17 protein-coding genes are annotated in these 26018 nt (G+C 73.0%); 8 read left to right on the forward strand and 9 right to left on the reverse strand.

Annotated features, from left to right (window positions below; translation table 11 throughout):
• Positions 1 to 4: 4 nt before the first annotated feature.
• Together BLW32_RS24150 and BLW32_RS24155 are read right to left on the reverse strand one after the other, a co-directional pair.
• Entirely contained in the window at positions 5 to 940 is a 936-nt protein-coding gene (locus tag BLW32_RS24150) for a methionyl-tRNA formyltransferase (protein WP_068741657.1), read from the reverse strand.
• The gene (locus BLW32_RS24155) at positions 940 to 2241 is read right to left on the reverse strand and encodes a lysine N(6)-hydroxylase/L-ornithine N(5)-oxygenase family protein (protein WP_068522882.1); all 1302 of its coding nucleotides are present in this window, start codon (positions 2239 to 2241) and stop codon (positions 940 to 942) included. The genes BLW32_RS24150 and BLW32_RS24155 overlap by 1 nt, the downstream gene beginning before the upstream one ends.
• Before the next feature lie 117 nt (positions 2242 to 2358).
• Here BLW32_RS24155 and BLW32_RS24160 point away from each other — a divergent pair, with 117 nt between their 5' ends.
• Complete coding sequence (locus BLW32_RS24160; RefSeq protein ID WP_068741420.1) at positions 2359 to 3390, forward strand: iron-siderophore ABC transporter substrate-binding protein; 1032 nt, start codon at positions 2359 to 2361, stop codon at positions 3388 to 3390.
• Positions 3391 to 3436: 46 nt separating this feature from the next.
• Here the strand turns inward: BLW32_RS24160 and BLW32_RS24165 are convergent, their stop codons facing one another.
• Positions 3437 to 4333: a siderophore-interacting protein gene (locus tag BLW32_RS24165; protein WP_068522884.1), complete on the reverse strand. Its 897-nt coding sequence runs from the start codon at positions 4331 to 4333 to the stop codon at positions 3437 to 3439.
• Between the two features lie 156 nt (positions 4334 to 4489).
• On the opposite strand from BLW32_RS24165, the gene BLW32_RS24170 reads away from it, so the two are divergent.
• The 3 genes from BLW32_RS24170 to BLW32_RS24180 are packed head-to-tail and all read left to right on the forward strand — an operon-like array spanning position 4490 to position 13509.
• On the forward strand, positions 4490 to 4726 hold the full coding sequence (locus BLW32_RS24170; protein ID WP_068522885.1) for a phosphopantetheine-binding protein: 237 nt from the start codon (positions 4490 to 4492) through the stop codon (positions 4724 to 4726).
• On the forward strand, positions 4723 to 4923 hold the full coding sequence (locus tag BLW32_RS24175) for an MbtH family protein (RefSeq protein ID WP_068741419.1): 201 nt from the start codon (positions 4723 to 4725) through the stop codon (positions 4921 to 4923). The genes BLW32_RS24170 and BLW32_RS24175 overlap by 4 nt, the downstream gene beginning before the upstream one ends.
• A 27-nt stretch (positions 4924 to 4950) precedes the next feature.
• Positions 4951 to 13509: a non-ribosomal peptide synthetase gene (locus tag BLW32_RS24180; RefSeq protein WP_068741418.1), complete on the forward strand. Its 8559-nt coding sequence runs from the start codon at positions 4951 to 4953 to the stop codon at positions 13507 to 13509.
• 73 nt (positions 13510 to 13582) lie between these two features.
• Here BLW32_RS24180 and BLW32_RS24185 read toward each other — a convergent pair whose 3' ends face one another.
• Positions 13583 to 14569 carry a Fe2+-enterobactin ABC transporter substrate-binding protein gene (locus BLW32_RS24185; protein ID WP_068522888.1) on the reverse strand — a complete coding sequence of 329 codons (987 nt, stop codon included), beginning with the start codon at positions 14567 to 14569 and terminating at the stop codon, positions 13583 to 13585.
• 122 nt (positions 14570 to 14691) lie between these two features.
• Between BLW32_RS24185 and BLW32_RS24190 the strand changes: the two genes are divergently transcribed.
• Positions 14692 to 15975 (forward strand): hypothetical protein, encoded by a 1284-nt coding sequence (locus tag BLW32_RS24190; RefSeq protein ID WP_068741417.1) that lies wholly within the window; start codon positions 14692 to 14694, stop codon positions 15973 to 15975.
• Between the two features lie 17 nt (positions 15976 to 15992).
• Positions 15993 to 16919, forward strand: a complete 927-nt coding sequence (locus BLW32_RS24195) for an LLM class F420-dependent oxidoreductase (RefSeq protein WP_068741416.1) — start codon at positions 15993 to 15995, stop codon at positions 16917 to 16919.
• 89 nt (positions 16920 to 17008) lie between these two features.
• On the opposite strand, the gene BLW32_RS24200 is transcribed toward BLW32_RS24195, so the two are convergent.
• Both BLW32_RS24200 and BLW32_RS24205 read right to left on the reverse strand, forming a co-directional pair.
• Positions 17009 to 18964, reverse strand: a complete 1956-nt coding sequence (locus tag BLW32_RS24200; RefSeq protein ID WP_068741415.1) for a GMC family oxidoreductase N-terminal domain-containing protein — start codon at positions 18962 to 18964, stop codon at positions 17009 to 17011.
• Positions 18965 to 19008: 44 nt separating this feature from the next.
• Positions 19009 to 20430 (reverse strand): aldehyde dehydrogenase family protein, encoded by a 1422-nt coding sequence (locus BLW32_RS24205; RefSeq protein WP_068741414.1) that lies wholly within the window; start codon positions 20428 to 20430, stop codon positions 19009 to 19011.
• Between the two features lie 126 nt (positions 20431 to 20556).
• Between BLW32_RS24205 and BLW32_RS24210 the strand changes: the two genes are divergently transcribed.
• Complete coding sequence (locus BLW32_RS24210) at positions 20557 to 21780, forward strand: PucR family transcriptional regulator (protein WP_068741413.1); 1224 nt, start codon at positions 20557 to 20559, stop codon at positions 21778 to 21780.
• On the opposite strand, the gene BLW32_RS24215 is transcribed toward BLW32_RS24210, so the two are convergent.
• The 3 genes from BLW32_RS24215 to BLW32_RS24225 form a co-directional block, all read right to left on the reverse strand.
• Entirely contained in the window at positions 21758 to 22270 is a 513-nt protein-coding gene (locus BLW32_RS24215) for a mycothiol transferase (RefSeq protein WP_068741412.1), read from the reverse strand. The genes BLW32_RS24210 and BLW32_RS24215 overlap by 23 nt on opposite strands.
• A gap of 55 nt (positions 22271 to 22325) precedes the next feature.
• On the reverse strand, positions 22326 to 24251 hold the full coding sequence (htpG, locus tag BLW32_RS24220) for a molecular chaperone HtpG (RefSeq protein ID WP_074850824.1): 1926 nt from the start codon (positions 24249 to 24251) through the stop codon (positions 22326 to 22328).
• A gap of 74 nt (positions 24252 to 24325) precedes the next feature.
• Positions 24326 to 25063: an SDR family oxidoreductase gene (locus BLW32_RS24225; RefSeq protein ID WP_068522895.1), complete on the reverse strand. Its 738-nt coding sequence runs from the start codon at positions 25061 to 25063 to the stop codon at positions 24326 to 24328.
• A 102-nt stretch (positions 25064 to 25165) separates the two neighbouring features.
• On the opposite strand from BLW32_RS24225, the gene BLW32_RS24230 reads away from it, so the two are divergent.
• Positions 25166 to 25987, forward strand: coding sequence for a helix-turn-helix transcriptional regulator (locus BLW32_RS24230; protein WP_082791359.1), 822 nt, complete (start codon positions 25166 to 25168; stop codon positions 25985 to 25987).
• Positions 25988 to 26018 lie beyond the last annotated feature (31 nt).

Consider the following 26018-nt stretch of genomic DNA (forward strand, 5'->3'; position numbering starts at 1 on the left):
CGGATCAGCCGAGATAGGCGCCGGAGTCGCCGAGGATCTTGGCGGCGGGGTGCTCGGCGCCGTCGGCGGTGCGCACCGTCTCGACGATGAGGGCGGGGTTCCCGCCGCGCCACGCGTCCTGCCCCGCGACCACGGCGATGCCGTCGCCGTCGGGAACGCAGACGCGGCCGGGCGTGCCCCCGTACCGCTTGGTGGAGACGGAGGCTCGGGTGATCGCGAGCCGCTCGCCACGGAAGACGGTGTGGGCGTTGGGGTACGGATCGGACTGGGCGCGGATGAGGCGCTCGATCGCGTCGGCGGGCCACGACCAGTCGATGGCGCTGTCGGCGTCGGAGCGCTTGTGGAAGTACGTCGCGGCGGCGGGATCCTGCGGGATCGGCTGCGCCGTCCCGGCTTCCAGCTCGCCGAGCGACCGGGCGACGAGCGGGCCGATCAGGTCGACGGTGCGGTGGAACAGGTCGACGGTGCGGTCGGCGGGGCCGACGGCGACGGACTCCTGGGCGATGATCGGCCCGGTGTCGAGGCCCTCGTCCATCAGGTGCGCGGTGACACCCACGTGCGTCTCGCCGTTGATGAGCGCCCAGATCAGCGGCGAGAAGCCGGCGTAGCGCGGGAGCAGCGAGTCGTGGATGTTGAGGGTGCCCAGGCGCGGCATCGAGTAGATCGACGTCGGCAGCCAGGTGCGCCAGTTGTTGGCGACGATGATGTCCGGCTCCGCGGCCGAGACCGCCTCGAAGAGGGCCTCGTCGGGCTTCTTCGCGAGGTGCACGGGCACGCCGCGTTCGGTGGCGAGTTCCTCGACGGAGTCGTTCCACATCATCTCGTACGGGTTGTTCGAGACGGGGTGGGTCACGGCGAGCGCGACCTCGTGGCCCGCATCGAGGACGGCCGACAGTGTGCGGTGGCCCCAGGTCTGGAAACCGAAGGTGACGACGCGCATCATGCTCCCTTCGCGGCCGCGAGGCCGCTGGTCAGGCTGGTGTCGGCGACGATCCCGTCGAGGATCTCGCCGGTGCGGACGGCGACGTTCGACAGCAGCGTCGAACCGAGGCCATGGGTGGATTCGGTGGCGCCCTGGACGTAGAGGCCCTCCAGCGGCTCGCCGTCGACGGCGAGGACGTAGTCGCGGCCGACCTGCAGGCGCTCCGGCGCGACGTCCCAGCCGGCGAGCACGTCGGTGACGCCGATGGAGCGGAATCCGGTGGCGCACACGACGGCGGAGTAGTCCTCGCCGCTCGTCTCGCCGGCGATGCGGTCGCGCAGCGTGACCCGCACGCCGGTGTCGGACGCGACCGCCGAGGTGACGACGGTGGCGGGACGCATGAGCAGCCGGCGGTGGCCGGAGACCTTCTCCTGGTACTCGACGGCGTACAGCTCGTTGATCAGCTCCAGGTCGACACAGCCGTAGTTGGTGGTGGCGTGCCGGGCCATGAGCTCCGCGCGCACCTCGCCGGGCGCGTCGTAGAAGTCGTCGACGGCCTGGGGGTCGAAGACCCGGTTGGCGTACGGGCTGTCGTCGGCGGGCTGGAAACCGTAGGAGTTGAAGACGCTCTCCACCACCGCGTTCGGGTAGCTGCGGTGCAGGTGCTGGGCGACCTCGGCGGCGCTCTGCCCGCCGCCCACCACGAGGAAGCGGTGCGGGGCCGCGGGGTCCAGGTCGGCGGCGGCGAGGTGCTCGAGCAACCGGTGGTTGTGGAACAGGCGCGGCCCGGCGGCGGCCCACTCGGGCAGCCGCTCGCGCAGTCCGGTCGCCACGACGACGGACCGCGCGCGCAGGGCGCCGTCACCGTCGGGCCCGGTGTACCGGACGAGCCAGCGCGCGCCGTCGACGGCACCGTCGATCCGTTCGACGGCGGTCACAGTGGTGCCGTAGTCGATCCGGGCGTCGACGCTCTCCGCCACCCACGAGAGGTAGTCGGTGAACTCGACCCGGGTCGGGAAGAACGTCTGGTGGTTGATGAAGTCGACGAGCCGGCCGCGGGCCTCCAGGTAGCTCAGGAAGGTGAACGGGCTGCGCGGGTTGCGGAGCGTCACCAGGTCCTTGAGGAAGGCGATCTGCATCGTCGCCCCGTCGAGGAGCATGCCGGGGTGCCAGGCGAAGGTGGGCTTGCGTTCGAGGATCGTCATCGACAGCGGCGGCAGGCCCGTCCGGTTCCGCTCATCGAGGGCCGCGGCGAGCCCCAGATTCGACGGCCCGGCCCCGATCCCGACCACATCGGCGATCGCGTGCTGCTGTCCCATGTATCTCCCTCGTCGACGACCTAGATAGGATAGGCATACCTGAAACTAGAGAAGTTTCGCCAGTCGAGGCAATGCCTGTGTCCAGTGACACAGGCACCTCGTGAAGAAGGAGACGCCGTGTTCCGGATACCCCGCATCACCCGATCGATCGTGACCATCGCCGCCGCATCCGCCCTGCTCATGGGCACTGCGGCCTGCGGCTCGGGTTCGTCGAACGACGAGCACGCACAGCACGACGCGGGCTTCCCCGTGTCGATCGCCTCGGCGCTCGGCACCACCGAGATCAAGGCCCGGCCGGAGCGCGTGGTCACCCTCGGTTGGGGCAGCACCGAGGCCGCGATCGCCCTCGGCGTGACGCCGGTGGGCATGCGCGACATGAAGTCGGAGCTCGGTAAGGACGGCGGCGGAATCATGCCGTGGGTGCAGGAGAAGCTCGGCGACGCCAAGCCGGTGCTGCTGCCCGAGTCGAGCCAGTCGCTGCCGCTGGAGCAGATCGCGGCGCTCAAGCCCGACGTGATCCTCGCGGTGCAGTCCGGCCTCACCGCGGACCAGTACGCGCAGCTGACCAAGATCGCGCCGACCGTCGCCCAGCCGGGCCGCAACTGGCAGACCTCGTGGCAGGACCAGACCACGCTCGTCGGCAAGGCCCTCGGTCGCGAGGCCGAAGCGAAGACCCTGATCACGGACACCGACAAGCGGATCGCGGACGTCAGGGCCGCGCACCCGGAGTTCGCCGGGAAGACGGTCGCGGCGGCCAGCGGCACCACGCCCGAGAGCCTCAATTTCTACTTCGACACCGACCCGCGGGTGCAGCTGCTGCAGGGATTCGGCTTCACCGTGCTGCCCGAGCTGGCGGCGCTGCGCGAGGCCACTCCGCCCGGCAAGTTCGCGGCGCCGGTGAGCTGGGAGAACGTGCCCAAGTACAACCCCGACGTGCTCACCTCGTGGTACCTCGACGCCGCGAAGCGCGAGGCGACCGAGACCAATCCGTCGTTCGCGAGCCTGACGGCCGTGCAGCGCAAGGCCTACGTCCCGCTCACGGATCCGCCGCTCGTCTACGCCGTCAGCTCGCCCAACGTCCTCGACGTGCCGTGGCTGCTGGAGCGCTACGTGCCGACCCTGTCGGCCGCCGCGAAGAACGCGGGCTGATCCCGCGCCGCGCCGCCGGGCGGCTCCGTCCGGCGGCGCCACCGCGCTACAGCCCCGCGGCCTCGAGGGCCTGCTCGTAGAGGTCGGTGGCCTCGTCCCGGGACTTGCCCGCGGCGAGGGCCTCGGCGAACACGGCGCGCAGCCGCTCCTCCCCCGCCGCCTCGAAGCGCTTGGTCCACGCCTCGGCGTCGTGGCGCCAGTAGCCGACGACGTCGGCGCGGTCGCGCGCCCACCCGAGGCCGCGCACGTGCTTCTTGGCGGCGCGGGTGTCGGCCGCCTCCCCGGCCAACCAGAGGTAGCCGTCGGTCGGCAGGTCGACGGCGCGCAGCGCCTCCGGCAGGCGGCTCGGCGCGGCGCCGTTCCCGGTGCCGATCAGCTCGATGATCTCGGTTCCGGGACGATCGGGGAGATAGGCGATCTCGGTGCGGTCGAGGACCTCGGCGATGACGGTGACGTCCACACCGGCCGGGGTCTCCTCGAGGATCCGGGCGAGCGCGGGCAGCGCGGCGAGGTCGCCCGCGAGCACGTGCCGCGAGGCGTCCGCCGCGGGGTCGTACCAGGAGCGGGGCCCGGCGGCGAGGAGTCGCCAGCCCGGGCGGGCGGCGCGGAACCAGTCGATCGCCGGCCCGTGGCCGTGCTCGGCCACGTCGACGAGCATGCGCCGGGTGGCGGGGTCGTACGCGCGCACCGAGTAGTTCCGGTGGCCGAGGCTGCGCTCGGGATCCGCGATCTCCCAGCCGCCCAGCGCGCCCGGATCGTCGGACGGGCGGGCGCTCAGCTCGGTGCCGTCCGGCGAGAAGTAGAAGGCGATGGACTCGTCCCCCGGCGCGATGGGCACGTAGCCCCCGGCGGTGCCGCCGCCCACCTCGAACTCGAGGCGCAGCAGGTTGTCCGCGACCTGCGAGGTCGCGGTGAGGGTCAGGACGAAATCGTTCCACTTCATGGGTCACTCCGGGCGGGTCGGGCCGCGGCGCGGATCGAGCACGCACCGCGGCGAACGGGACGGCGGCATGGTCCGGCAGGCGGGACGCCTCATCAGCAAGTGTAGGCTTACCTACCTGACCGCACCGCAGATTACCCCAAGGAGACGGTTTCCGATATGTCCACCTCCCCGCTGACCGCGGACCGCGTCCGCGCCGACGTCGCCGAACTGCTGCAGGTCCCCGCGCAGTCGATCGCGGACGACGACAACCTCTTCGACCTGGGCCTGGACTCGGTGCGGGTCATGACGCTGATCCAGCGCTGGCGCGACGCGGGCGCCGCCGAGCTCGAGTTCCCCGACCTCGCGGAGCAGCCGGAGCTCGCCCACTGGCAGCGGCTCGTGGTCGGCGGATGAACCCGTTCGACGAGCCGGACGCCGGCTTCCTCGTGCTGCGCAACGCGCTCGATCAGCGCTCGCTGTGGCCCCGCTTCGCGGAGGTCCCCGCGGGCTGGACCGTCGAATTCGGTCCCGCCGCGCGCGAGGACTGCCGGAGCCACATCGAGGCCACGTGGACGGACCTCCGCCCGCAGCGCGCCGACCTTCCCCGTTAGCCGAATCACCGCCCAGGAGCCCCCGACGTGACCCTCGCAGAGGCCGCCCCCTCCCCGGCTCCGGCCGGCACCGACGCACCGGACCTGCTCCCGCTGACCGCGGCGCAGCACGGGATCTGGAACGCGCAACGGCTGGAACCGGATTCGCCGTACTACGTGGTGGGCGACGTGCTCGAGATCGTCGGCGACGCCGTCGTCGACATCGACGCCCTGCGCACGGCGATCGCCCGCACCGTCGCCGAGGCGGGCAGCCTGCGGCTGCGGGTGGCCGAGACCCCGGACGGCCCGCGACAGTGGATCGACGACGGTGCCGCCCCGGCGCCGGACGTCGTCGACCTGCGGGACGAGCCGGACCCGCGGGCAGCAGCGGAGGCGGCCGTCGCCGCCGAGCGCGCCCGGCTCGCGGCGACGTGCGCGGGGATGACCGACCGCGACCTGTTCGCCTTCCGCGTGCTCCGCCTCTCGGACACCGAGGTCTGGTACACGCAGCTGGGGCACCACCTGGTCTTCGACGGCTACTCGGCCGCGATGCTCTCGCGCCGTGTCGCCGCGCACTACACGGCCCTCCGCACCGGCGCCGAGCCGCCGAAGTCGCCGTTCGGCTCGTTCGCCGATTTCGTCGCCGCCGATCAGGAGTACCGCGCGAGCGAGCGCCACGAGGCGGACCGCGCCTACTGGCGCGACGAACTGACGCCCTTGCCCGAACTGCCGGAACGCCCCGGCGTCGACGGCCCCGCGGGCGAGGTCCGCACCGCGCGGACCGAGCTTCCGGCCGAGGTCTTCGACGCCCTGCGCCGGGTCGCCGACGAGTCCGGCACCACCTGGGGCGAGGCCCTCATCGCCTGCTACGCCGCCTTCCTGCACCGCACGCTGGGCGAGTCCGACGTGGTCTTCGCCATGCCGCTCATGTGCCGCAGCGGCGGCGTCGCGCTGCGCACCCCGGCGATGGCCGTGAACGTGCTGCCGCTGCGCCTACCCGTGCGCGCCGACGACCGGCTCGCGGACCTGAGTGCCCGGGTCGCGGAGACCATGCGGCGCATGCGCGCCCACCAGCGCTACCGCGGCGAGGACCTCCCGCGCGACCTGGGCGCGCCGAACGTCGGCGCGCTGCTGCACGGGCGCGGCATCAACCTCAAGGCCTTCGACCTCACCCTCGACTTCGGGGGCTCCGAGGGCACGATGCGCAACGTCGCCGGCGGCCCGCCGGAGGACTACGGGCTCAGCGTGATCCCCACGTCGTCGGGCGGGCTGCTGCTGGGCTTCGAGGTGGACGCCCGCTCGGCGACGCAGGAGCAGGTGCAGGGCCGGCTCGACGCGGTGACCGCACTGATCACCGCACTGTCCTCGCCCGACGCGCCCGCGCTGGGCCAGGTGGAGCTGCTCCCGGAGGACCTGCGCACCGCCCTGATCGACCGCTCCCGCACACCGGAATCCGCGCACGCCCCGCAGGACGTGCCCGCCGCCCTCGACGCCCAGGCCCGCCGCGATCCCGAGGCGCTCGCCCTGGTCCACGGCGCCGAGCGACTCACCTTCGGCGAGCTCGCCGCGCGGGTGCACCGCACCGCCCGGTTGCTCCGCGCCGAGGGCGCCGGCGCCGACGACGTGGTGGCCCTGGCGCTGCCGCGCGGCGTCGACCTCGTCGTCGCGATCCTCGCGGTCCTCGACGCGGGCGCCGCGTACCAGTACCTGGACCCCGGGCACCCCGCCGCCCGGCACACCGAGCTGGTCGCGGACTCGCGCCCGGTGCTGCTGCTGACCGATGGCTCATCCGCTGTGCCCGAAAGGGTCCCGTCGATCATGCTCGACGCTCCGAACGTCCGCGCCCGACTCGAGGCGTTCTCCGGCGATCCGCTCAGCGAGTCGGAGCTCGCCGCGCCGCGGCACCCGGACCACCTCGCCTACGTCATCCACACGTCGGGCTCCACGGGCCGCCCGAAGGGCGTCGCGGCCCGCGCGGGCGGTCTCACCAGCCTGCTGCGGCACCACCGCGCGACGCTGGTGGATCTCGCCGTCGCCGGGGAGCCGGATCGTCGGCTGCGCTGCGCGCACACCTACTCCTTCTCGTTCGACGCCTCCCTCGACCAGCTGCTCTGGCTGCTGAGCGGCCATGCGCTGCACGTGTACTCGACGGAGACCGCGCGGGACGCCGACGCGCTGCTGTCCGCGTACCGCGCCGACCGCATCGACGTCGTGGACACCACCCCGTCGATGGCGGCGCCGCTCATCGACGGGGGCCTACTCGACGGCGAGCATCGCCCGTCGCTCCTGATCCTGGGCGGCGAGGCCACCGGTCCCGCGCTGTGGCGCCGGATCGCGGCCACCGGGGTACCCGCGGTCAACGTCTACGGCCCCACCGAGGCCGCCGTCGACGCCACCGCCGCCGTCCTGGCGGGCGAGACGCCCGTCATCGGGCGGGCCGTGCCCGGGACCGCCGCCTACGCGCTCGACGGTGCGCTGCAACCGGTCCGGGACGGCGAGGTCGGCGAGCTGTACCTCGCCGGGCCGCACCTGGCCCGCGGCTACCTCGACCTGCCCGCCGCGACCGCGGAGCGGTTCGTCGCGGACCCGTTCGGCGAGCCCGGCTCCCGCATGTACCGCACCGGCGACCGCGTGCGGTGGGTCGGCGACGCCGACCGCGGCGGCTACGAGTACCTCGGCCGCGGCGACGGCCAGGTGAAGATCCGCGGCTACCGGATCGAGCTCGCCGAGGTCGAGACCGCCCTGGCCGCCGTCGCCGGCGTGACCAGCGCCGCCGCGGTCGTCCGCACGGACGCCGGCCGGGATCGCCTGGTGGGCTACGTGACCGGCGCCGTGACCGCCGACGGGGTCCGCGCCGCGCTCGGCGACGCCGTGCCGGAGCACATGGTGCCGTCGGCGGTGGTCGTGCTGGACGAGCTGCCGGTGACGATCAACGGCAAGCTCGACCGCGCCGCCCTGCCCGCGCCGGCGGTGCAGGCGGGCGGCCGCGCGCCGCGGACCGACCGCGAGCGGCTGCTCTGCGCGGTGGTCGCGGCCGCCTTCGACGTCCCCGAGGTGAGCGTCGACGACGACTTCTTCGGCCTGGGCGGCGACAGCATCAGCGCGATCACCGTGTGTAGCGAGCTCCGGGCCGCCGGCCTCGACGTGCGCCCTCGGGACTTCCTCTCCGGCAGCAGCTTCGCGACCCTCGCCGCCGGAGCCACCGAGACCGGGACGCTGGACGCGGGCCCCGTCGTTCCGGCCGAGGGTGAGTTCCCCGCGCCGCCGATCGTCGCCGCGCTGCTCGATCTCACCGCGGATCGGCGGGACATCGCGGGCTACGCGCAGTGGATCGCCCCCGAGCTGCCCGCCGGCGCCACGGCCGCGACCGTGCGGGCCGCGCTGCAGTCGGTCGTCGCCGCGCATCCCGCGCTGCGGCTGCGCCTCTCGGGCGCCGCGACGCTCACCGTCGACGAGACCGCCCCGCCGCTCGAGGTCGGCGAGGGCGCGGGCACCGTCGAGGACGTGGCTGCCGACCTGGCCGCCGAGCTCGACCCCGCCGCCGGCGCCGTGCTCCGCGGGAGGATCGTGCGCGGCGACGGCGCCCCGGACCGGCTGGTCCTGGTGATCCACCACCTCGCCGTCGACGGAGTCTCCTGGCGCGTGCTCCTGCAGGACCTGCCGCAGGCGCACCGGGACGCCGCCGCGGGCCGCGCGCCCGCGCTGCGCGCCGAGGCGACGCCCTGGCGCGCGCACGCCCTCGCCCTCGCCGAGCAGGGCGAGAATGGCACGTACCGAGGCGAACTCGGCCACTGGCGGGCCGCGCTCGCCGACGCCGAGCGCCTCGGCGGGCGGCTGCTCGACCCCGCCGTCGACCGGGTCGGCACCGCCACGACCACGCGCACCCGCACCGCCGCCCCCGTCGCCTCGGCCGTCACCGACGGACTCGCCCACGCCTACCGCGCGAACGCGGAGGAGACCCTCCTCGCCGCCCTCGCCCTGGCGCTGCGCCTGCGCCGCCGCCGCGCCGGCCTCGCCCCGCAGCGGGCCGCCACGGTCACCGTCGAGGGACACGGCCGCGAGCAGGTGCTGCCGTCCGCCGATCTCGCGCGGACCGTCGGCTGGTTCACCGTGGAACACCCCGTCCGCCTGCCCGTCCCGCTGAGCGACGCGGACCTCGACGACGCCCTCGCCGGAGGCGACGCGGCCGGGCGGCTCGTCCGCGCCGTCAAGGAGGCCCGTCGCGGAGTCCCCGGCCGCGGCATCGGGTACGGCGTGCTCCGGCACCTCGACCCGGGGGCCGAGCCGCTGGGCGCGGCGCCGGACGTGGTCTTCAACTACCTGGGCCGGTTCGCCGCGCCCGACGACGGCTGGCGGCTCCCCGGCGACACGCCCTTCGCCGTGCTCGACCCCGCCGCGAAGGCGCTCGAACAGGTGCTCGCGATCAACTGCTTCGACGGCGCCGACGGACTCACCGTCGAGTGGACCGCTGCGGGCGGCGTGCTCGACGCGGCGACGGTCGCAGAGCTGCAGGCGTGCTGGGCCGAGGCCCTGGCCGCGCTGGCCGCGCACGCCGAGCGGATCGGGCCCGACGGTGGCGGCCTGACCCCGTCGGACCTGCCGCTCGTGACGCTGGACCAGGCCGACATCGACCTGCTGGAGCGGGACGGGCCGATCGCCGACGTCCTGCCGGCCACCGCGCTGCAGGTCGGCCTCGCGTACCAGTCCCAGCTGCTCGCCGACGGCGAGCCCGACGTCTACACGGTGCAGGCCGCGACCTACCTGGACGGCCCCGTGGATCCGGACCGGATGGCCGCCGCGGCCGCGGAGCTGCTGCGGCGCGTACCCGCGCTGCGCACGCGGCTCGGTTACACCACCTCGTCCGACGTGGTGCAGGTGGTCCCGGAGACGGTGCGCCCCGATGTCACCTTCGTCGATGTGAGCGACCGCCCGGATCCGGCGGCGGCGTTCGCCGAGATCGCCGCGGCAGAGCAGGCGCGCCGGTTCGACCCGTCGACGGCGCCGCTCATCCGGTTCCTGCTGTGCCGCACCGGCTCCGACAGGTACCGCCTCGCCCTGACCAACCACCACTCGCTGCTCGACGGCTGGTCCATGCCGATCGCCGGCCGCACGCTGCTCGCGATCTACGCCGAACTGGGCGGCGGCCCCGCGGCGCCCGTCCCCGCTCCGCTCGACGGCTACTACCGCTGGCGCGCCGACCGGGACGTCCCCGCCGCCCGCGCGGCGTGGGCCGAGGAGTTGCAGGGCCTGGAGGCCCCGACGCTGCTGGCGCCCACGGGTTCCGGCGCCGCCGATGCCGCACCCGAGCGCATCCTGGTGGAGCTCGACGACGACCTGACGCGCGGCCTCGCCGAGCTGGCACGGGCCCGCGGCGTCACGCTGACCGGCGTCCTGCACACCGCGTGGGGCCTGCTGCTGGGCCGCCTCACCGGGCGCCGCGACGTGGTCTTCGGCTGCCCCGTCTCCGGCCGCCCGGTGGAAGTGCCCGACGTGGGCACGATGGTCGGGCAGCTCGGCGAGTCCATCGCGATCCGCGTGCGGGCGACGCCCGAGCAGCCCGTGGGCGAGGTCCTCGCGGACGTGCACCGCCGCGGACTGGCACTCTCGGACCACCATCACCTCGGACTGGTGGAGATCACCCGCGCGGCCGGCCTCGGCGAGCTCTTCGACACGATGGTCGTCACGGAGAACTTCCCGCTCTCCGACCGGAGCGTGCAGCCGGTCGAGCCGGGGCTGGACCTCACGGGCGTGGACATCACCGACGCCACGCACTACCCGCTCACCGTGGTCGTCCTGCCCGGCGAGCGGCTCACGCTGGGCCTGGGCTACCGCACGGACGTGCTCTCCGAGGGGACCGTCCGGGCCTACGGCCGCTGGCTCACCCAGGTGCTGCGCGCCGTCGTGGAGGCGCCCGACACCCCGGTCGGCGCGATCGGCACCCTGCCCGCCGACGAGCGGGCGGCGATGCTCGAGCTGGGCGACGTGCCGCTCCGCGGCGCGTACGGGCCGCTGCTCCAGGAGTTCGGCACCCACGTCGCCGCGACGCCTGATCACCCCGCCGTCGTCTGCGAGGACCGGCAGCTGACCTACCGGGAGCTCGACGAGGCCGCGAACCGCCTCGCCCGCCGGCTGCACGCCGACGGCGTGCGGCAGCAGGACGTGGTCGCGGTCTTCGCCGAGCGCGGGCTGCCCTGGTACGTCGCGGTCTTCGGCGTCCTCAAGGCGGGCGCGGTGTACCTGCCGCTCGATCCCTCGTACCCCGCGGCGCGCCTGCAGTTCCTCCTGGAGGACGCGGCACCGTCGGCCGTGCTGACCTGTGGCGACGTGCCGGAGGCGGCCACCACCGCCGCCCCCGACGAGGTTCCCGTCCACGCCGTGGACCCGTGGGACACCGCGGGCGACGCGACCGACCCCGCGCACGCCCGGGCGGGCCTCACGCCGGACGCACTGGCCTACGTCATCTACACGTCGGGCACGACCGGGCGCCCCAAGGGCGTCGCGGTGAGCCACCGCGGCCTCCCCGACCTCATGGCCTTCGTGGTCGAGGTGCTCGGCTTCCGCCCCGACGAGCGGGTACTGCAGACGGGGTCGCCCAGCTTCGACATCTCGGTGCTCCAGGTGCTGGGTCCGCTGATGGCGGGCGCCACGTCCGTGATCGCGCCGGACGCCGTCCGCGTGCCGGGCGACGAGCTGCTGGACTACATCGAGCGGCAACGGGTCTCGGTGATCAACCTGCTGCCCTCCTTCCTCGCGGCGATGCCCGACCACGCCGAGGTGGACCCGTCCGTGATCTTCATGGTGGGCGCCGAGCGCCTCGACCCGGAGCTCGCGGACCACTGGGGACGGGGCCGGCGCGCCCTGTTCAACTGCTACGGACCGACGGAGGCGACGATCAACGCCGTCACCTGGCGGTACGAGCCCGACGACCCGGGGCCGCTGCCGATCGGCCGGCCCGATCCGAATCTGCCCTGCTACGTGCTCGACGAGGGCCTCAACCCGGTGGGCACGGGCGTCCTCGGCGAGCTGTACCTCGCGGGCGACTCGCTGGCGCAGGGCTACCTGCACCGGCCCGATCTCACGGCGGCGACGTTCGTGGCGAATCCCTTCGGGGAACCCGGTTCCCGGATGTATCGCACGGGCGACCTCGTGGCATGGCGAGAGGACGGCACCCTCTCGTTCCACGGCCGCGCCGACCACCAGGTGAAGATCCGGGGCCTGCGGATCGAGCTCGGCGAGATCGAGACCGCGCTCGCGCGGCAGCCCGGCGTGCGCGCCGCGGCCGTGCTGGTGCGCGACGACCGGCTCGTCGGCTACCTCGTGCGCAACGACGGCGCGCAGCCCGATCCGGACGCGATCCGGACCGCCCTCGGCGCGGAGCTGCCGGCGCACATGGTGCCCGCGGCGTACGTCGTGCTGGACCGGCTCCCCCTGGGCCCCACCGGGAAGCTGGACCGGGACGCGCTGCCCGTCCCCGCCGCCCGCACCGATGCGGGCGACGACCGCGCTCCCGCGACCGCGGCCGAGGAGGTCCTGCTGGACGTCGCCCGCGAGCTGCTCGGCGACGGCGTGCGCCTCGCCGATGACTTCACTGAGCTGGGCGGCGACTCGCTCATCTCCCTGCAGGTGGTCTCCCGGGCCCGGCGGCGCGGCTTCGAGCTCAGCGCGCGCGACGTCCTGGAGGGGCGCTCCATCGCCGGGATAGCGGCGCGCGCGGTCGCCTCCGCGGCGCCGGACGCACCGTCGGGCAGCGACTTCGAGCAGTTCCTCGACGTCCTGCGGCTGGACGGGACCGAGGCGGCGGACGTCTACACCGGGCGGCACCCGGCGAAGGTCGGCGTGCACACGTTCGGCGGCCAGATCCTGGCGCAGGCGATCGTGGCCTCGGGCGCGACGCTCTCGGGCACCGGTTGCCTGCCGCTGCACGCCGCGCACACCCATTTCATCGAACTCGGCACGGTCACGGAGGATCTCACCTATCGGGTGACACGGCTGCGGGACGGCCGGGGTGCGGCGAACCGGCAGGTCACCGTCGAACAGGACGGACGGATCCTCGCGGTCATGACGCTCGCTTACCAGGCGGACGCCCCGAACCCGCTGGAGCACGCCGATCCCGCGCCGGAGGCCGGTGAGCCGTCGGCCCTCCCGACGATGGCGGAGCGCTTCGCCGGGCACGAATCGGCGTTGCGCACCCTCGTGGACGCCTCCCACCCCATCGACATGCGGTTCGCGTCGGACCCGGTGTGGGACAAGCGGGGCACCGAGGACGCGGAGAGCCGGGGCCTGGTGTGGATGCGCGCCGACGGCGCGCTGCCCGGCGATCAGGTGCTGCACGACGCCGCGCTGGCCTGGGCCTCGGACCTGACGGTGCAGGACCCGATCATCGCCCGGCACGGCCTGTCCTGGGGCTACGACCGGGTGGGGGCGGCGACGCTGAACCAGTCGCTGTGGTTCCACCGGCACACCCGGTTCGACGCGTTCCACCTCCTGGTCGTGGACTCCCCCGTCGCGCGCGGCGGGCGGGGACTGACGACCGGGCACTTCTACGCCGACGGCGAGCTCGTGGCGACGGTGACACAGGAGGCCGTCGTGCAGGTCGTCCCGGACTGAATCCCCAGGGACTGGAACGCGAAACAGCCGCGGCCGGAGTGATCCGGCCGCGGCTGTCGCGGTGTGGAGCGGGCTACTTCTTGAACATCTTCTCGACGACGTCGAGCGTGGCGATGGCCTTGTCGAAGTCGGGGCGCTGCACCCAGTAGGGCAGGTCAAATGCCCGGTTCGCGGTGAAGGCCGGGAGCGAGGCGTAGACCGGCTGCGAGCGCAGCGAATTCGCGTCGAAGGTCTGGCCGCTGAAGCCCACGATGAACACCGACGGCTGCGTCACCGTGCTGGGCAGCTGCTCCGGGGTGATCTCGTACGAGTCGCCGCCCGCGGTGTACGGCTTGAACTTGCCGCTCGCGAAGATCGGTGCGGCCTCGATACCCACCTTGGCGAACTCCGCGGGGACGCCGCGGTTCTCGATCAGGCCGTAGGCCTTACCCTGCGCGGTCATCGAGAGGAAGGCCACGGGGCCGGGGGGCGGCGTGATGCCGGCCTTGACCTGCGCGATGCGCTCGTCGTACTTCTTCACGGCGTCCTGGTACACCTGCGGCTGGTCGAAGGCCTTGGCCAGGAACTCGAACTGCTGGTTCCAGCTCTCCGCCTTGTTGTCGACGACGAGGGTCGGCGCGATGGCCTTGAGCCGGTCGTAGGCGTCGTTGGTCTGCTTGAACGGGAAGCCGAGGCCGCCGCCGACGATGAGGTCGGGCTTCTCCGCGGCGATCGCCTCGAGGTCGTAACCGCCGGCCGGCCAGTGCATGAACTTGGTACCGGCCTTGGTGAAGTCGTCCTTCCACGCGTCGAAGGGCTGGGCCTTCGCCGGGTCGCGGTCGGTGTACTCGGTGACCATGGCGGTCACGGGCAGGCCGAGGTCGTACAGGTAGCCCGCGAGGTTGTAGTTCAGCAGCACGACGCGCTTCGGCTTGACCGGGATGGTCACGTCGCCCTTCACCGTGCTGACGGTGCGCGTCGCGGAAGCCTCGGTGCCGGAGTCGGTCGAGCCGCCCCCACACCCGGCGACCAGCCCGACGGCGCACAGGATGGCGACGAGGTATCGCACGTGCTTGGCCATGAAGAAGCCCTTTCTCGGATTATTTAGGACAGGCTTATCAAAGCACATGACGCGACGTCCGAGGTATCCACCCCGACCCCCGTGAGGTTAGGGTAACCAAAGCCACTCGATACGGTGGTGCCATGACCCGAGCAGACACCCCCACTCCCGCCCGCACGGTCGCGCGCACCGTCGCGCTCGCCGTCTCCGGCCTCGTCCTCGTCCTGTTCACAGCTGCGGTGCTGCTGTCCCAGATCTTCGCCGCGTTCTCGGCCGCGGCGCTGTTCACGCCCGCATGGCGGGCCGTCGGCGCCGTCGGGGCGCTGGTCACGGGCACCGATCCGGCGCCCGTCGACGTGGCGACCGGCAGCGACCTGGCGTGGGCATGGCAGTTCCATGCGGGCGCGCTCGTCCTCGGCGTCGCCGGGGGCCTCGCGTGGGGCGCGCTCGCCGTCCGGGCCGGCGACCGTGGTGCGGCCGGCGTGGACCGCGCCACCCGGGTACTGCGTGGAATCGCCTGCGGCGTCCTGGCGGTCGCCATGCTGCTCTACGGGCTGGCCAAGGTGATCCCCGCACAGATGGGCCACATGAACCTCCCCGCCTACCAGCTGCAGGCGGTCGGCGACACCGAACCCTTCTCGCTGCTCTGGGGCTACATGGCCGCGTCCACGCCCTACACGGTCATCACCGGCGCCATCGAACTCACCGCGGGACTCCTGCTGATCGTGCCCCGCACCCGCCTCGCCGGCGCACTCCTGTCCGTCGTCGCGCTGACGCAGATCGTGCTGCTCAACCTGTTCTACGACGTACCGGTCAAGCTGCTCGCCGCCGAGCTCCTGGTGATCGCCCTGGTCCTGGTGTTCCCGCACCGCCGGGCGCTGCTGCGCGCCGTCCTGCCCGCCGGGGCGTCGACCGCGCGCCGCACGGGGACCGTCGTGGCGGCCGTCCTCGCGGCGGTCCTCATCGCCGCCACCGTCGCCGGGAACCTGGCGCGGGTCGACACCATGAACACGCCGCGGGATCCGCGCGACGGGGTCTGGCGCGCCACGGCGCTGACCGTCGACGGCGCGCCGGCCCTCGCCGTCGGCGCCGCCGGCCCCGCGTGGACGTCGATCGCGATCACGCTCCGCGGCACCGCCGACCGCCCAGCCAAGGGCTCCGCGCAGGACAGCCTCGTCACCCAGACCCCCGACGGCGCCGTCACCGCCTGGGGCCTGCGGGCCGACGGCGACCGCTTCACCGTGCGGCGGGGCGCGGGCGCGGCCCCCGTCGAGCTGCGCGTCACGACGGTGCCCGACGGCCTGCGGGTCGCCGGCACCGTCGACGGACACCGGCTCGACGCCCGGTACGAGCGGCGCGCCCTCGAGCGCCACAGCGACATCCGGCTCGTGCAGGCCCCCTTCGATCGGACACGGCCCCGGCTGTGATGGCACAGTGGTCTTCCATGGAGCTACGCATCTTCGTCGAACCCCAGCAGGGCGCCACCTACGCCGACCAGCTCGCCGTCGCGCGGACCGCGGAGGCCGCCGGGTTCGGGGCCTTCTTCCGGTCGGACCACTACGTCGCGATGAACGTCGACGGGGCGCCCGGCCCCACCGACTCGTGGATCACCCTCGGCGCGATCGGCCGCGAGACCTCGACCATCCGCCTCGGCACGCTGGTCACCTCCGCGACCTTCCGGTTCCCCGGGCCGCTGGCCATCTCGGTGGCGCAGGTCGACGAGATGTCGGGCGGGCGCGTGGAGCTGGGGCTCGGCGCGGGCTGGTTCGAGGAGGAGCACGCGGCGTACGCGATCCCCTTCCCCGACGTGAAGGAGCGGTTCGACCGCTTCGAGGAGACGCTCGAGATCGTCACGGGCTTGTGGGAGTCGCAGGGCCCCTACACCTTCCGCGGCGAGCACTTCTCGCTGGTCGACTCCCCCGCGCTGCCCAAGCCGGCGCAGAAGCACGTGCCGATCGTGCTCGGCGGGGCCGGTAAGAAGCGCAGCGCCGCCCTGGCCGCGCGGTTCGCCGACGAGTACAACACGCCCTTCGTCCCGGTCACCGAGGCCGCGGCGGTGTGGGCGCGCGTCGACGCCGCCGCCGTCGCCGCGGGCCGCGATCCGCAGTCGATCGTCAAGTCGGCCGCCCAGGTCGTGTGCGGCGGCCACGACGAGGCGACCGTCGCGCGGCGGGCCGCGACCATCGGCCGCGAGCTGCCCGAGCTGCGGGAGAACGGCCTCACCGGCTCCGCCGGTGAGATCGTCGACAAGCTGGGCACCTTCGCCGAGGCGGGCGCGTCGCGCGTGTACCTGCAGGTGCTCGACCAGAGCGACCTCGATCACGTCGAGTGGATCGGCGCCGAGGTGCTGCCGCAGGTCGCCGACCTGTAGCCGCCGAGACACCACAAACCGGCCCTCAGCTCGGTCGCGCGGAAGTATTTCCGTCGAGGACGAGCTGAGGGCCGGTTTCTGTACGCAGGTCAGGCGCCGGCGGCCAGGAGGTTGGTCGCGGTGCGCCGCGCCAGCGCCATCGTGGTGATCATCGGGTTCACGCCGGAGCAGGTGGGCATGCCGCTGGCGTCCGCGATCCACACGCCGCGGGTGTCGTGCAGCTCGCCCGACGGATTCGCCACGGAGGTCGCGGGATCCGCGCCGAGCGGGGCGCTGCACATCTGGTGCGCGCTGAACACCGGGGTGCCGCCGGGTCCGATCGGGATCTCGTTCACCTGCGCGATGAAGGCGTCCAGGTCGTCGCCGCGGGTCCACGGCGCGAAGCGCTGGCCGGCCACGTAGATCCGCCGCGCGCCGGCGGCCTCCTGCATCCGGATCGAGGCGGTGATGCCCTCGCGGAAGTGCTTGCGGTCCAGCTCGTCGTCGAACGGGTAGGCGTGCACGGCCTCGCCGTCCTCGTCGATCGTCACCGAGCCGACGCCGCGGTCCTTGACCAGCACCACCCAGTCGGCGCGGTTGCGGTACTGCGCCGTCAGCTCCTTGTGCGCGGCGCCTCCGAGCCACGGGACGACGCTGTTGAAGAGCCCCGGCAGGTGCTGCACGCTCTCGATGAGGAAACCGTAGCCCGCTTCGGCGTCGGCGAACTCGTTCATCACGCCGGCCATCGCGGGGCCGTACCAGGGGTCCTGCGGCTCGTCGTAGACGCCGCTCACCAGCGTGGCGGGATGCAGCCGCAGCGTGGTTCCCACGGCCGGCCCGCCGATGCCCGAACGGAGCAGCAGGGCGGGCGATTCCAGGCTGCCGGCGGAGACGACGACCGTGGGCGCGTCGATCCGGACGGCGGTCTGCTGGCCCGTCGCCGGGTCGGTGTACGTCGCCTCGACACCGGTCGCGGCGCCGTCCGCCGTGGTGATCCGCTGCACCCGGGTGTTCGGCAGCAGCCGCGCACCCGCGTCGGAGGCGTCCTGCAGGAACGTGCGCATCGTGCCGTTCTTGGCGCCGGTCTGATCGCCCATGCCGCTGTAGGCGCTGCGGACCGGGTCGAACCGGTCGGGGTTCACGTTGAGGTCGACCTTGCGGTAGGAGTAGCCGAGGCCGGCGGCACCGTCGGAGAGTCGTTCGTGCGGACCGTTCTGCAGGGCGACGTCCTCGTTGCAGCCCATGCGGGCGAAGACCGCGTTGAGGTGCTCGTCGAACTCGGGCCCGAGGGCGTCGTCGAGTCCCGCGCCCGCCCACTCCTTGCGGACGGTCTCGGGCGTCTTCAGCGAGTTGGACCAGTTCACGGTGCTGCCGCCGCCGACGGTGCCGCCGGCCGCGAGCATGACCATGCCGTCGGAGGAGGGGAAGAAGCCGCCGCGCAGGAAGAGGGTCTGGTAGGCGAACAGCTCGTTCTGCACGAAGTCGGACTCGTTGCGGTAGCTGCCGCCCTCGACCACGATCACGTTCTTGCCGGCCTGCGCCAGCACGGCGGCGGACACGCCGCCGCCGCTGCCGCTGCCGACGATCACGACGTCGGCGGTGAGGGCCTCGCCCGCAGTCGGGGTGATCGCCGTGATGGTCTTGGGCGTGGCGGGCGGCGCGGACACCGGTCCGGGGTAGCCCATCCCCGCCCACAACGGGTTGCGGCCCTGATCGTCCATGAGGCCGTACGCGATCATCGTGGAGAGCTGGCGCAGGCTCGCGACCGCGAGGCCCGACTCGGGAGTGATCCCGGCGAGGTTCGCGAGGATGGCCTCGCGGACGGCCTGCGGCTGGTTCTTCATGCCCACGAGGGCGGCGGTGTCGAGGAGCTGGCCGAGGCCCTCCAGCTGCTCCTCGGGGAGATGTCCCAGGAGGTAGTCCTCCACGGCGGCGTCGACCTGCAGGTCGCTGCCCTTGACGGCCCAGAAGCCGGTGGGGTCGTCATCGCGGGGCACGGAGGCGACGAAGGTGTCGACGACGGCGGTGAGGGTGGCGCGGCGGCGCGCGTCGAAGGTGAAGCTCATGGCGGTGGTCCTCTCGGAAGTGTGTGGGGTCGTGGGTGATGCGCTCAGGGGAGCTGCATCGACTTGGTCTCGAGGTAGTCGTCGAGGCCCCACGCGCCGAACTCCCGGCCGTTGCCCGACTGCTTGTAGCCCCCGAACGGGGCGTGGATGTTGAAGGCGCCGTCGTTGATCTGGACCTGGCCCGCCCGGATGCGGCGGCCGACGGCGATAGCGCGGTCGCGGTCCGCGGAGAACACGGCGGCGTTGAGGCCGAACGGGGTGTCGTTGGCGAGGCGGATCGCGTCCTCCTCGTCGTCGTAGGCCTGGATCACCAGGACCGGGCCGAAGATCTCCTCGCGCACGATCGCCATGTCCTCGGAGACGTCGGTGAAGACCGTCGGCCGCACGAAGTAGCCGCGGTCCAGGCCGTCCGGCGGCGTCGGGCCGCCCGCGACCAGGCGCGCACCGTCGGCGATGCCCTTCTCGATGTACCCGACGACCCGGTCCCGCTGCTGCGCGGAGACCAGCGGGCCGAGCACGGTCTCGGGCTCGAAGGGCCCGCCGACGCGGATCTGCTCGACGCCGGCCGCCGCGATGGCCTCGACCTGCGGCATCGCGGCGCGCGGGACGAGCATGCGGGTCAGCGCGATGCAGGTCTGCCCGGAGTTGAGGAAGCAGCCGTTGAGGCCCGCGGACACGGCCTCGACGAGGTCGGCGTCGTCGAGGACGACGAGCGGGGACTTGCCGCCGAGCTCGAGCGCCACCTTCTTGATGCTCTGCGCGGCGACCGCGCCGATGCGGCGGCCGGCGACCGTGGAGCCGGTGAGCGAGACCATGTCGACCTCGTCGTGCCCGACGAGCGCCTCGCCGACGGACTGGCCCGTGCCGGTGACCACGTTGAGGACGCCCTTCGGCAGGCCCAGCTCGTGGAAGACCTCGGCGAGCACGAACGCGGTGAGCGGCGCGACCTCGCTCGGCTTGAGCACGACCGTGCAGCCCGCCGCCAGCGCGGGCGCGACCTTCGCGACCACCTGGTGCAGCGGGTAGTTCCACGGCGTGATCGCGACGACGACGCCGATCGGCTCGCGGACGACGAGCGAGTTGTAGACGGTCTCCTCGAAGGCGAAGGTGCTCGCGACCTCGGCGATGGACACCAGGGACTGCACCGGCAGGCCGGCCTGGACCACGTTGCTGTAGGCGAAGGGCATGCCCACTTCCTGGCTGACCAGGGTCGCGATCCCCGTCTGCCGGGCCTGCAGCGCCTGCGCGGCGCGGGTGAGGAAGCCGATCCGCTCCTCGAGCGGGGTGCGCGACCAGCCGTCGAACGCGGCGCGGGCGGCGGCCACCGCGGCGTCCGCGTCCTCCGCGGTGCCGGCGGCGACCCGGCCGATGACGTCCTCGGTCGTCGCGTCGATGACGTCGATGGACTCGGTTCCGGTGGACGGGCGCCACTGGCCGTCGATGTAGTGGCTGGTGCGGTCGATCATCGCGGGCTCCTGCGGTCGGCTGTGTTGTTCGTCGCTTCCAAGCATCGACTGTGATGGCCGTCATATTCTTGGCGTCATGAGCAACGTTCGCGCAGGCGTTTGTCCGCTGGAACAAAACAGGGCGTCATGGCGCGGCTGACGCCACCGGCCCGCGAGTGGCTGGCGGAGTTCGCGCGGGCGGCCGAGAACGAGCAGGCCCTCGACGCGATGGTCGGCGAGGTGGACGACGCGATCGTCGCGGCCCTCCCGGAGATGGACGAGCCGCTGTTGCGCACCGAGCTGGACGCGAGCACCCGCGCGCACTGGCGCGGCGTGCTCGGCAACGCGACGCGCGAGACCATCACCATCCGGCCCGGCGAGGAGACGCACGACCTCGCGCGGACGATGGCGCGGCGCGGCCTCGAACTCCGCGTCCTGCTGGCCGTCTACCGTGTGGGACAGAGTGCGGCGTGGCGGCTGTTCACCACGACCGCGGCGGTGGAGATCCCCGACGCGGAGGTGCGCTCGGAGGTACTACTGCATTTCTGGCCGCGCACCACGCAGTGGCTCGACGCCTCCATCGAGCAGATGATCGGCACGTTCGTCGCCGAGCGCGAGCAGTGGCAGCGCGGCGCCCTGGCGCGGCAGGCGGCCACCGTCGACGCGGTGCTGGCCGGGCAGGACGTGGACCCCGCGGAGGCGACCGCCGCCCTGAACTACCCGGTCGTGCCCGCGCACACCGCCTACACGCTGTGGGTCGACGAGGCCGTCGCCGACGCCGACGTGCAGCGGCTCCTCGAGCGCGCCGCCGCGGCCGTGCACCGCGCGGTGCACGGCGAGCACCGCCTGGCCCAGCGGATCGGGGCCCGGTCACTGCGCTGCTGGAGCACGGGATCGTCCGTGCCCGACGGGCTCGACCTCCCCCCGACGGTGCGCTGCGCCCTCGGTACCGCGCATCCCGGGATCGACGGCTTCCGGCGCAGCCACGAGGAGTCGGCGGCCGCACTGATGGTCGCGCGGCGGACGGGCCGCCCGTTCGTCGCCTACCGGGACGTCGAAATCGCCTGCCTGGCGCACGGCATCGCCGGACCGGACGGGCCGTCGACGCTGGTGGAGCGCGAGCTCGGCGCGCTGGCGGACGACACCGCGGCCGCGGCGCGGCTGCGCGAGACAGCGCTCGCCTACCTGAGCGCGGGGTGCGACGCCCGCGCCGCCGGCGCTGCACTCGTGCTGCACCCCAACACCGTGCGGTACCGGATCCGGCAGGTCGAACAGGTGCTCGGGCACCCGATCGACGAGCGGCGCGTGTACGTCGAGCTGGCACTGCACTCGGTGCGCGCTTTCGGCGTCAGTCCTGCAGCGCGCCCTTGAGGTAGGCGGCGGCGCCGAGGTGCTGGGCGCAGTCGTCGACGATGCTCACCAGCCGCACCGCGACGGTGACCGGCGGGTCCCACGCCGTGTCGATCACGCGGGAGAGCTCGTCCGGCGTGATCGTGGCGAGGTAGCGGCTCGCCATCGCGTCGACGTCGCGGAAGTAGCCGATGAGCAGCGCGTCACTGCCGTGCACCTTGGCCGCGTCGGCCCGGGTGTGGCCGTATCCGGTGGACTCCGGCGGGAGGTCGAGCGCGAACCGGCCGTACCAGTCGTTCGCGGTCCAGACCTCCTCCACGCCCGCGATCGGCGCCAGCTGCGCGTCGATCACCCGCGCGCTGTGCCACACCAGCCACGCGATCGTGTTGGCGTCCGGCACGATCCGCCGGTTCGCGATCCCCGGGTCGAGGCCCTCGGTCACGCCCTCCGCGTGCTCGAGGATCCGGGCGAACGAGTCGGTGAGCAGGTCCCGTGCAGCGGCTGAGTCCATGGTTCCGACGGTACGCGCCCCGGCCCGGCGGGGTGTCGTCTCGCGCCGGACCGGGTCAACCGAGGCTGCGGCCGAGCTGACGCGCGAGGACCGCGGCGAAGGCGGCGGGGTCGGCGACGGACCCGCCCTCCGCGAGAAGCGCCGTGCCGTAGAGGATCTCGGCGGCGTCCGTGAGTTCCGCGTCCTCGGCCGGCGCGTCCGCGGCGGCGACGCGGTCGCGGAGCGACTTCACCAGGTCGTTCTCGGGGTTCAGCTCGAGGGTGCGGCGGGTGCGGGGTACCTCCTGGCCGCTGGCTCGGTACATCTGCTCCAGTTGCGGCGTGAGGTCGAATTCGCCGCCGACCAGGCACGCGGCCGACGTGGTGAGGCGCGAGGTGAGGCGTACGCCCGCGACGTCGTCGTCGAGGGTCTTCGCCAGCCATTCCGTCAGCTGCTCGAAGCCTTCGGCCTCCGGCGCGTCCTCGCCGAGGTCGGCCTCCCCCTTGGCGACGGAGACGAACCGCTTACCGTCGAACTCGGCACCCGTGGTCCACAGCTCGTCGACCTGATCGGTGAGGAGCAGGACCTCGAAGCCCTTGGCGGCGAAGGCCTCCAGGTGCGGCGAGGCCTCCAGGCGGGCGCGGGAATCGCCGGCCGCGTAGTAGATCACGTCCTGTCCCTCGGGCATGCGGGCGACGTAGTCGGCGAGGCCGGTGGTGCCGGTCTCGCTGAAGGTGGACTCGAACGACGATGCCTTGAGCAGGGTCTCGCGGTTGTCATGGTCGTCGAGCAGGCCCTCCTTGAAGACCGCGCCGAACGCCGACCAGAACGTGTCGTACTTCTCCCGCTCGTTCTCGCGGAGCGCGGTGACGGTCTGCAGGACCCGCTTGACCAGGCGCTTGCGGATCATGACCAGGTGCCGATCGTTCTGCAGGATCTCGCGGGAGACGTTGAGCGACAGGTCCTGCGCGTCCACGACGCCTGCGACGAAGCGCAGGTACGGCGGGAGCAGGGCCTCGCAGTGATCCATGATGAAGACGCGCTTGACGTACAGCGCCGGGCCCGACTTGGTGTTGCGGTAGAACATGTCGAACGGCGGCATGGTCGGGATGAACAGCAGCGCCTGGTACTCGAAGGTGCCCTCCGCGCGGACCGAGATGGTCTCCAGGGGCTCGTCGAAGGCGTGGCTGACGTGGCGGTAGAAGTCGGCGTACTCCTCGTCGGAGACCTCCTCCTTCGGGCGCGCCCACAGCGCCTGCATGGAGTTGAGGGTCTCCGGCTCCGTGGCCTCGGCCCCGTCGGACTCGGTGTCGTCGGCCTCGGCGGCCGGGGTGGGGGCCAGGCGGATCGGGAAGGCGATGAAGTCGCTGTAGCGGCGCACGACCGAGCGCAGGACGTGCTCGGAGGTGTAGTCGTGCAGGCTCTCGTCGCCGTCGGCGGCGCGGAGGTGCAACGTGATCGTGGTGCCGTGCTGCGCGGGGACGTCGTCGCCGGTGAGGTCGGTGACGGTGTACGTGCCGTGGCCCTCGGACTCCCAGCGGGTGGCGGTGTCCTCGCCGGCCTTGCGGGTCACCAGGGTCACGCGGTCGGCGACCATGAACGCCGAGTAGAAGCCGATGCCGAACTGGCCGATGAGCTCCGCGGAGGCGCCCTGCTCCTTGGCCTGCTTCGCGGCCTCCAGCTTGCGCCGGAGCTCGCCGGTGCCGGACTTGGCGAGCGTGCCGATGAGGTCGACGACGTCCGCGCGGCTCATGCCGATGCCGTTGTCGGCGATCGTCAGCGTCCGGGCCTCGGGGTCGGTGCGCAGCTCGATGTGCAGGTCGGAGGCGTCGGCGTCGAGGTCCTTGTCCTGGTACGCCTCGAGCCGCAGCTTGTCGAGCGCGTCCGAAGCGTTGGAGATCAGCTCGCGCAGGAAGACGTCCTTCTCCGAGTACACGGAGTGGATCATCAGCGACAGCAGCTGATCGGTCTCGGCCTGGAACTGCAGGGTCTCCGCGGTCACGCTCTGTTCTCCTCATCGCCGGGCGGGTACTCCCATCAATTCTGCCAACCGCCGGAGTGCGACTCCGCGCGGCCTCACCCCTGCACCGTCGGGAGCACGATCATCGAGGCGACGTTCACCCCCACAGGCAGCGCCGCAGTCCAGGCCACTGCGTCGCCGATCGCGGAGGCCGGAATGGGCGGGTTCTCGACGGCGTACTGCCGCAGTGCCGCGGCGGCGTCCGGATCCGTGACGCCCGCGGCGAGCTCGGACTCGACCATGCCCGGCTCGATGAGGCGGACGCGGACGCCGCGGGGGCCGAACTCCGCCCGGAGATGGTTCGTCAGGTGCGCGACAGCCGCCTTCGTCGCGTTGTAGACCGAGTATCCGGGCAGGACCATGTGCGCGCCGATGGAGCCGATCAGGACCAGGTCGGCAGGCCCGGTCTCGGCAGCAGCGGCGAGGTCGTCGATCGTCGCCCTGGCGGTGGTGAGCAGGCCGCTGATGTTCGTCGCGACCATCTCGTCCCAGTCGTCCGGGTCGGCGGTGTCGAACGCCGCGGGCAGCATGGCGCCCGCGTTCGCGACCACGAGGTCGAACCGTCCGACCCGGTCGCGGAGCCCGGCCACGGCGGCGGTGAGCGCCGCGCGATCCGTCACGTCGGCGGCGGCGTGGCCGGCTCCCGTCGCAGCGGCCACTTCGGTGAGGCGGTCGGCGCGTCTGCCGACGAGTGCCGTCCGCGCGCCCGCTGCCGCGAGAGCAGTGGCGGTGGCCGCGCCGATGCCGCTTCCGGCGCCGGTGATGAGGGCTGTGCGATCAGTCAAGGAGGTCATGCCCACGACGCTGCCCGGCCCGAACCGAGCGCGACAGGCCGTGCCACTGCGGGGTAGCCGCGCTACCTGGCTGGACCTGGGCTGATGGGTAGCGTGGGGCGGGTGGACGGGAATCTGCTCGGCGAGTTTCTGCGCGCACGGCGCGAACGCGTCGATCCCGCGACACTGGGGCTGCGCACCATGGGCGTGCGCCGCACGCCGGGCCTGCGACGGGAAGAGGTAGCGGCGCAGGCAGGGATCAGCGTCGAGTACCTCGTGCGTCTCGAACGGGGCAGGGACCGCAGGCCGTCGCCCGCGGTGGTCGCCGCGCTCGCCGAGGTACTGCAGCTCGACGCCGACGGCGCCGCCCACCTCGCGCAGCTGGCGGAGCTCCCCGACGGCCGGGGCGGCGAGGTGGTCGACGAGATGTCCGGCGTCGTGCGCCGCCTGCTCGACTCGTGGCCGAACCCGACAATCGTGACCAACTCGCTGCTCGACCTCATCGGCACCAACGCGGCAGGTGAGGAGCTGCACCGCGGCATCGGCCTCCGCGTGGGCGACAACATGGTGCGGTCGCTGTTCCTCGACCCGCGGTCGCGGGAGGTCTTCCTCGACTACGACACGGTCGCGCGGGAGTCGGTCGGCAATCTCCGGGCGCTGTCGGGCCCGAATCCCTCGAACCCGCGGCTGATGGCACTGGTGGGCGAACTCTCGGTGCGGAGCGAGCACTTCGCTCGGCTGTGGGGTGTCGGCGAAGTGCAGGCGAAGACGAACGGCAGCAAGGTGATCGCGCACCCGGAGCTGGGTGTGGTCGAGCTGGAGTGGTCGACCTTGGAGGTGGCGGCGGCGCCGGGGCAGCTGGTCGTCGCCTACCAGGCACTGGAGGGCACGGCGTCGGAGCGAACCCTGGCGGAGCTCGTCGCCCACGTCGCCCGCTCGTCATAGCCCCGGTGCCTTCCGAAACTCGAGTTCTGCG

Origin of the sequence: Tsukamurella tyrosinosolvens (assembly GCF_900104775.1) — a bacterium.
Classification (GTDB): domain Bacteria; phylum Actinomycetota; class Actinomycetes; order Mycobacteriales; family Mycobacteriaceae; genus Tsukamurella; species Tsukamurella tyrosinosolvens.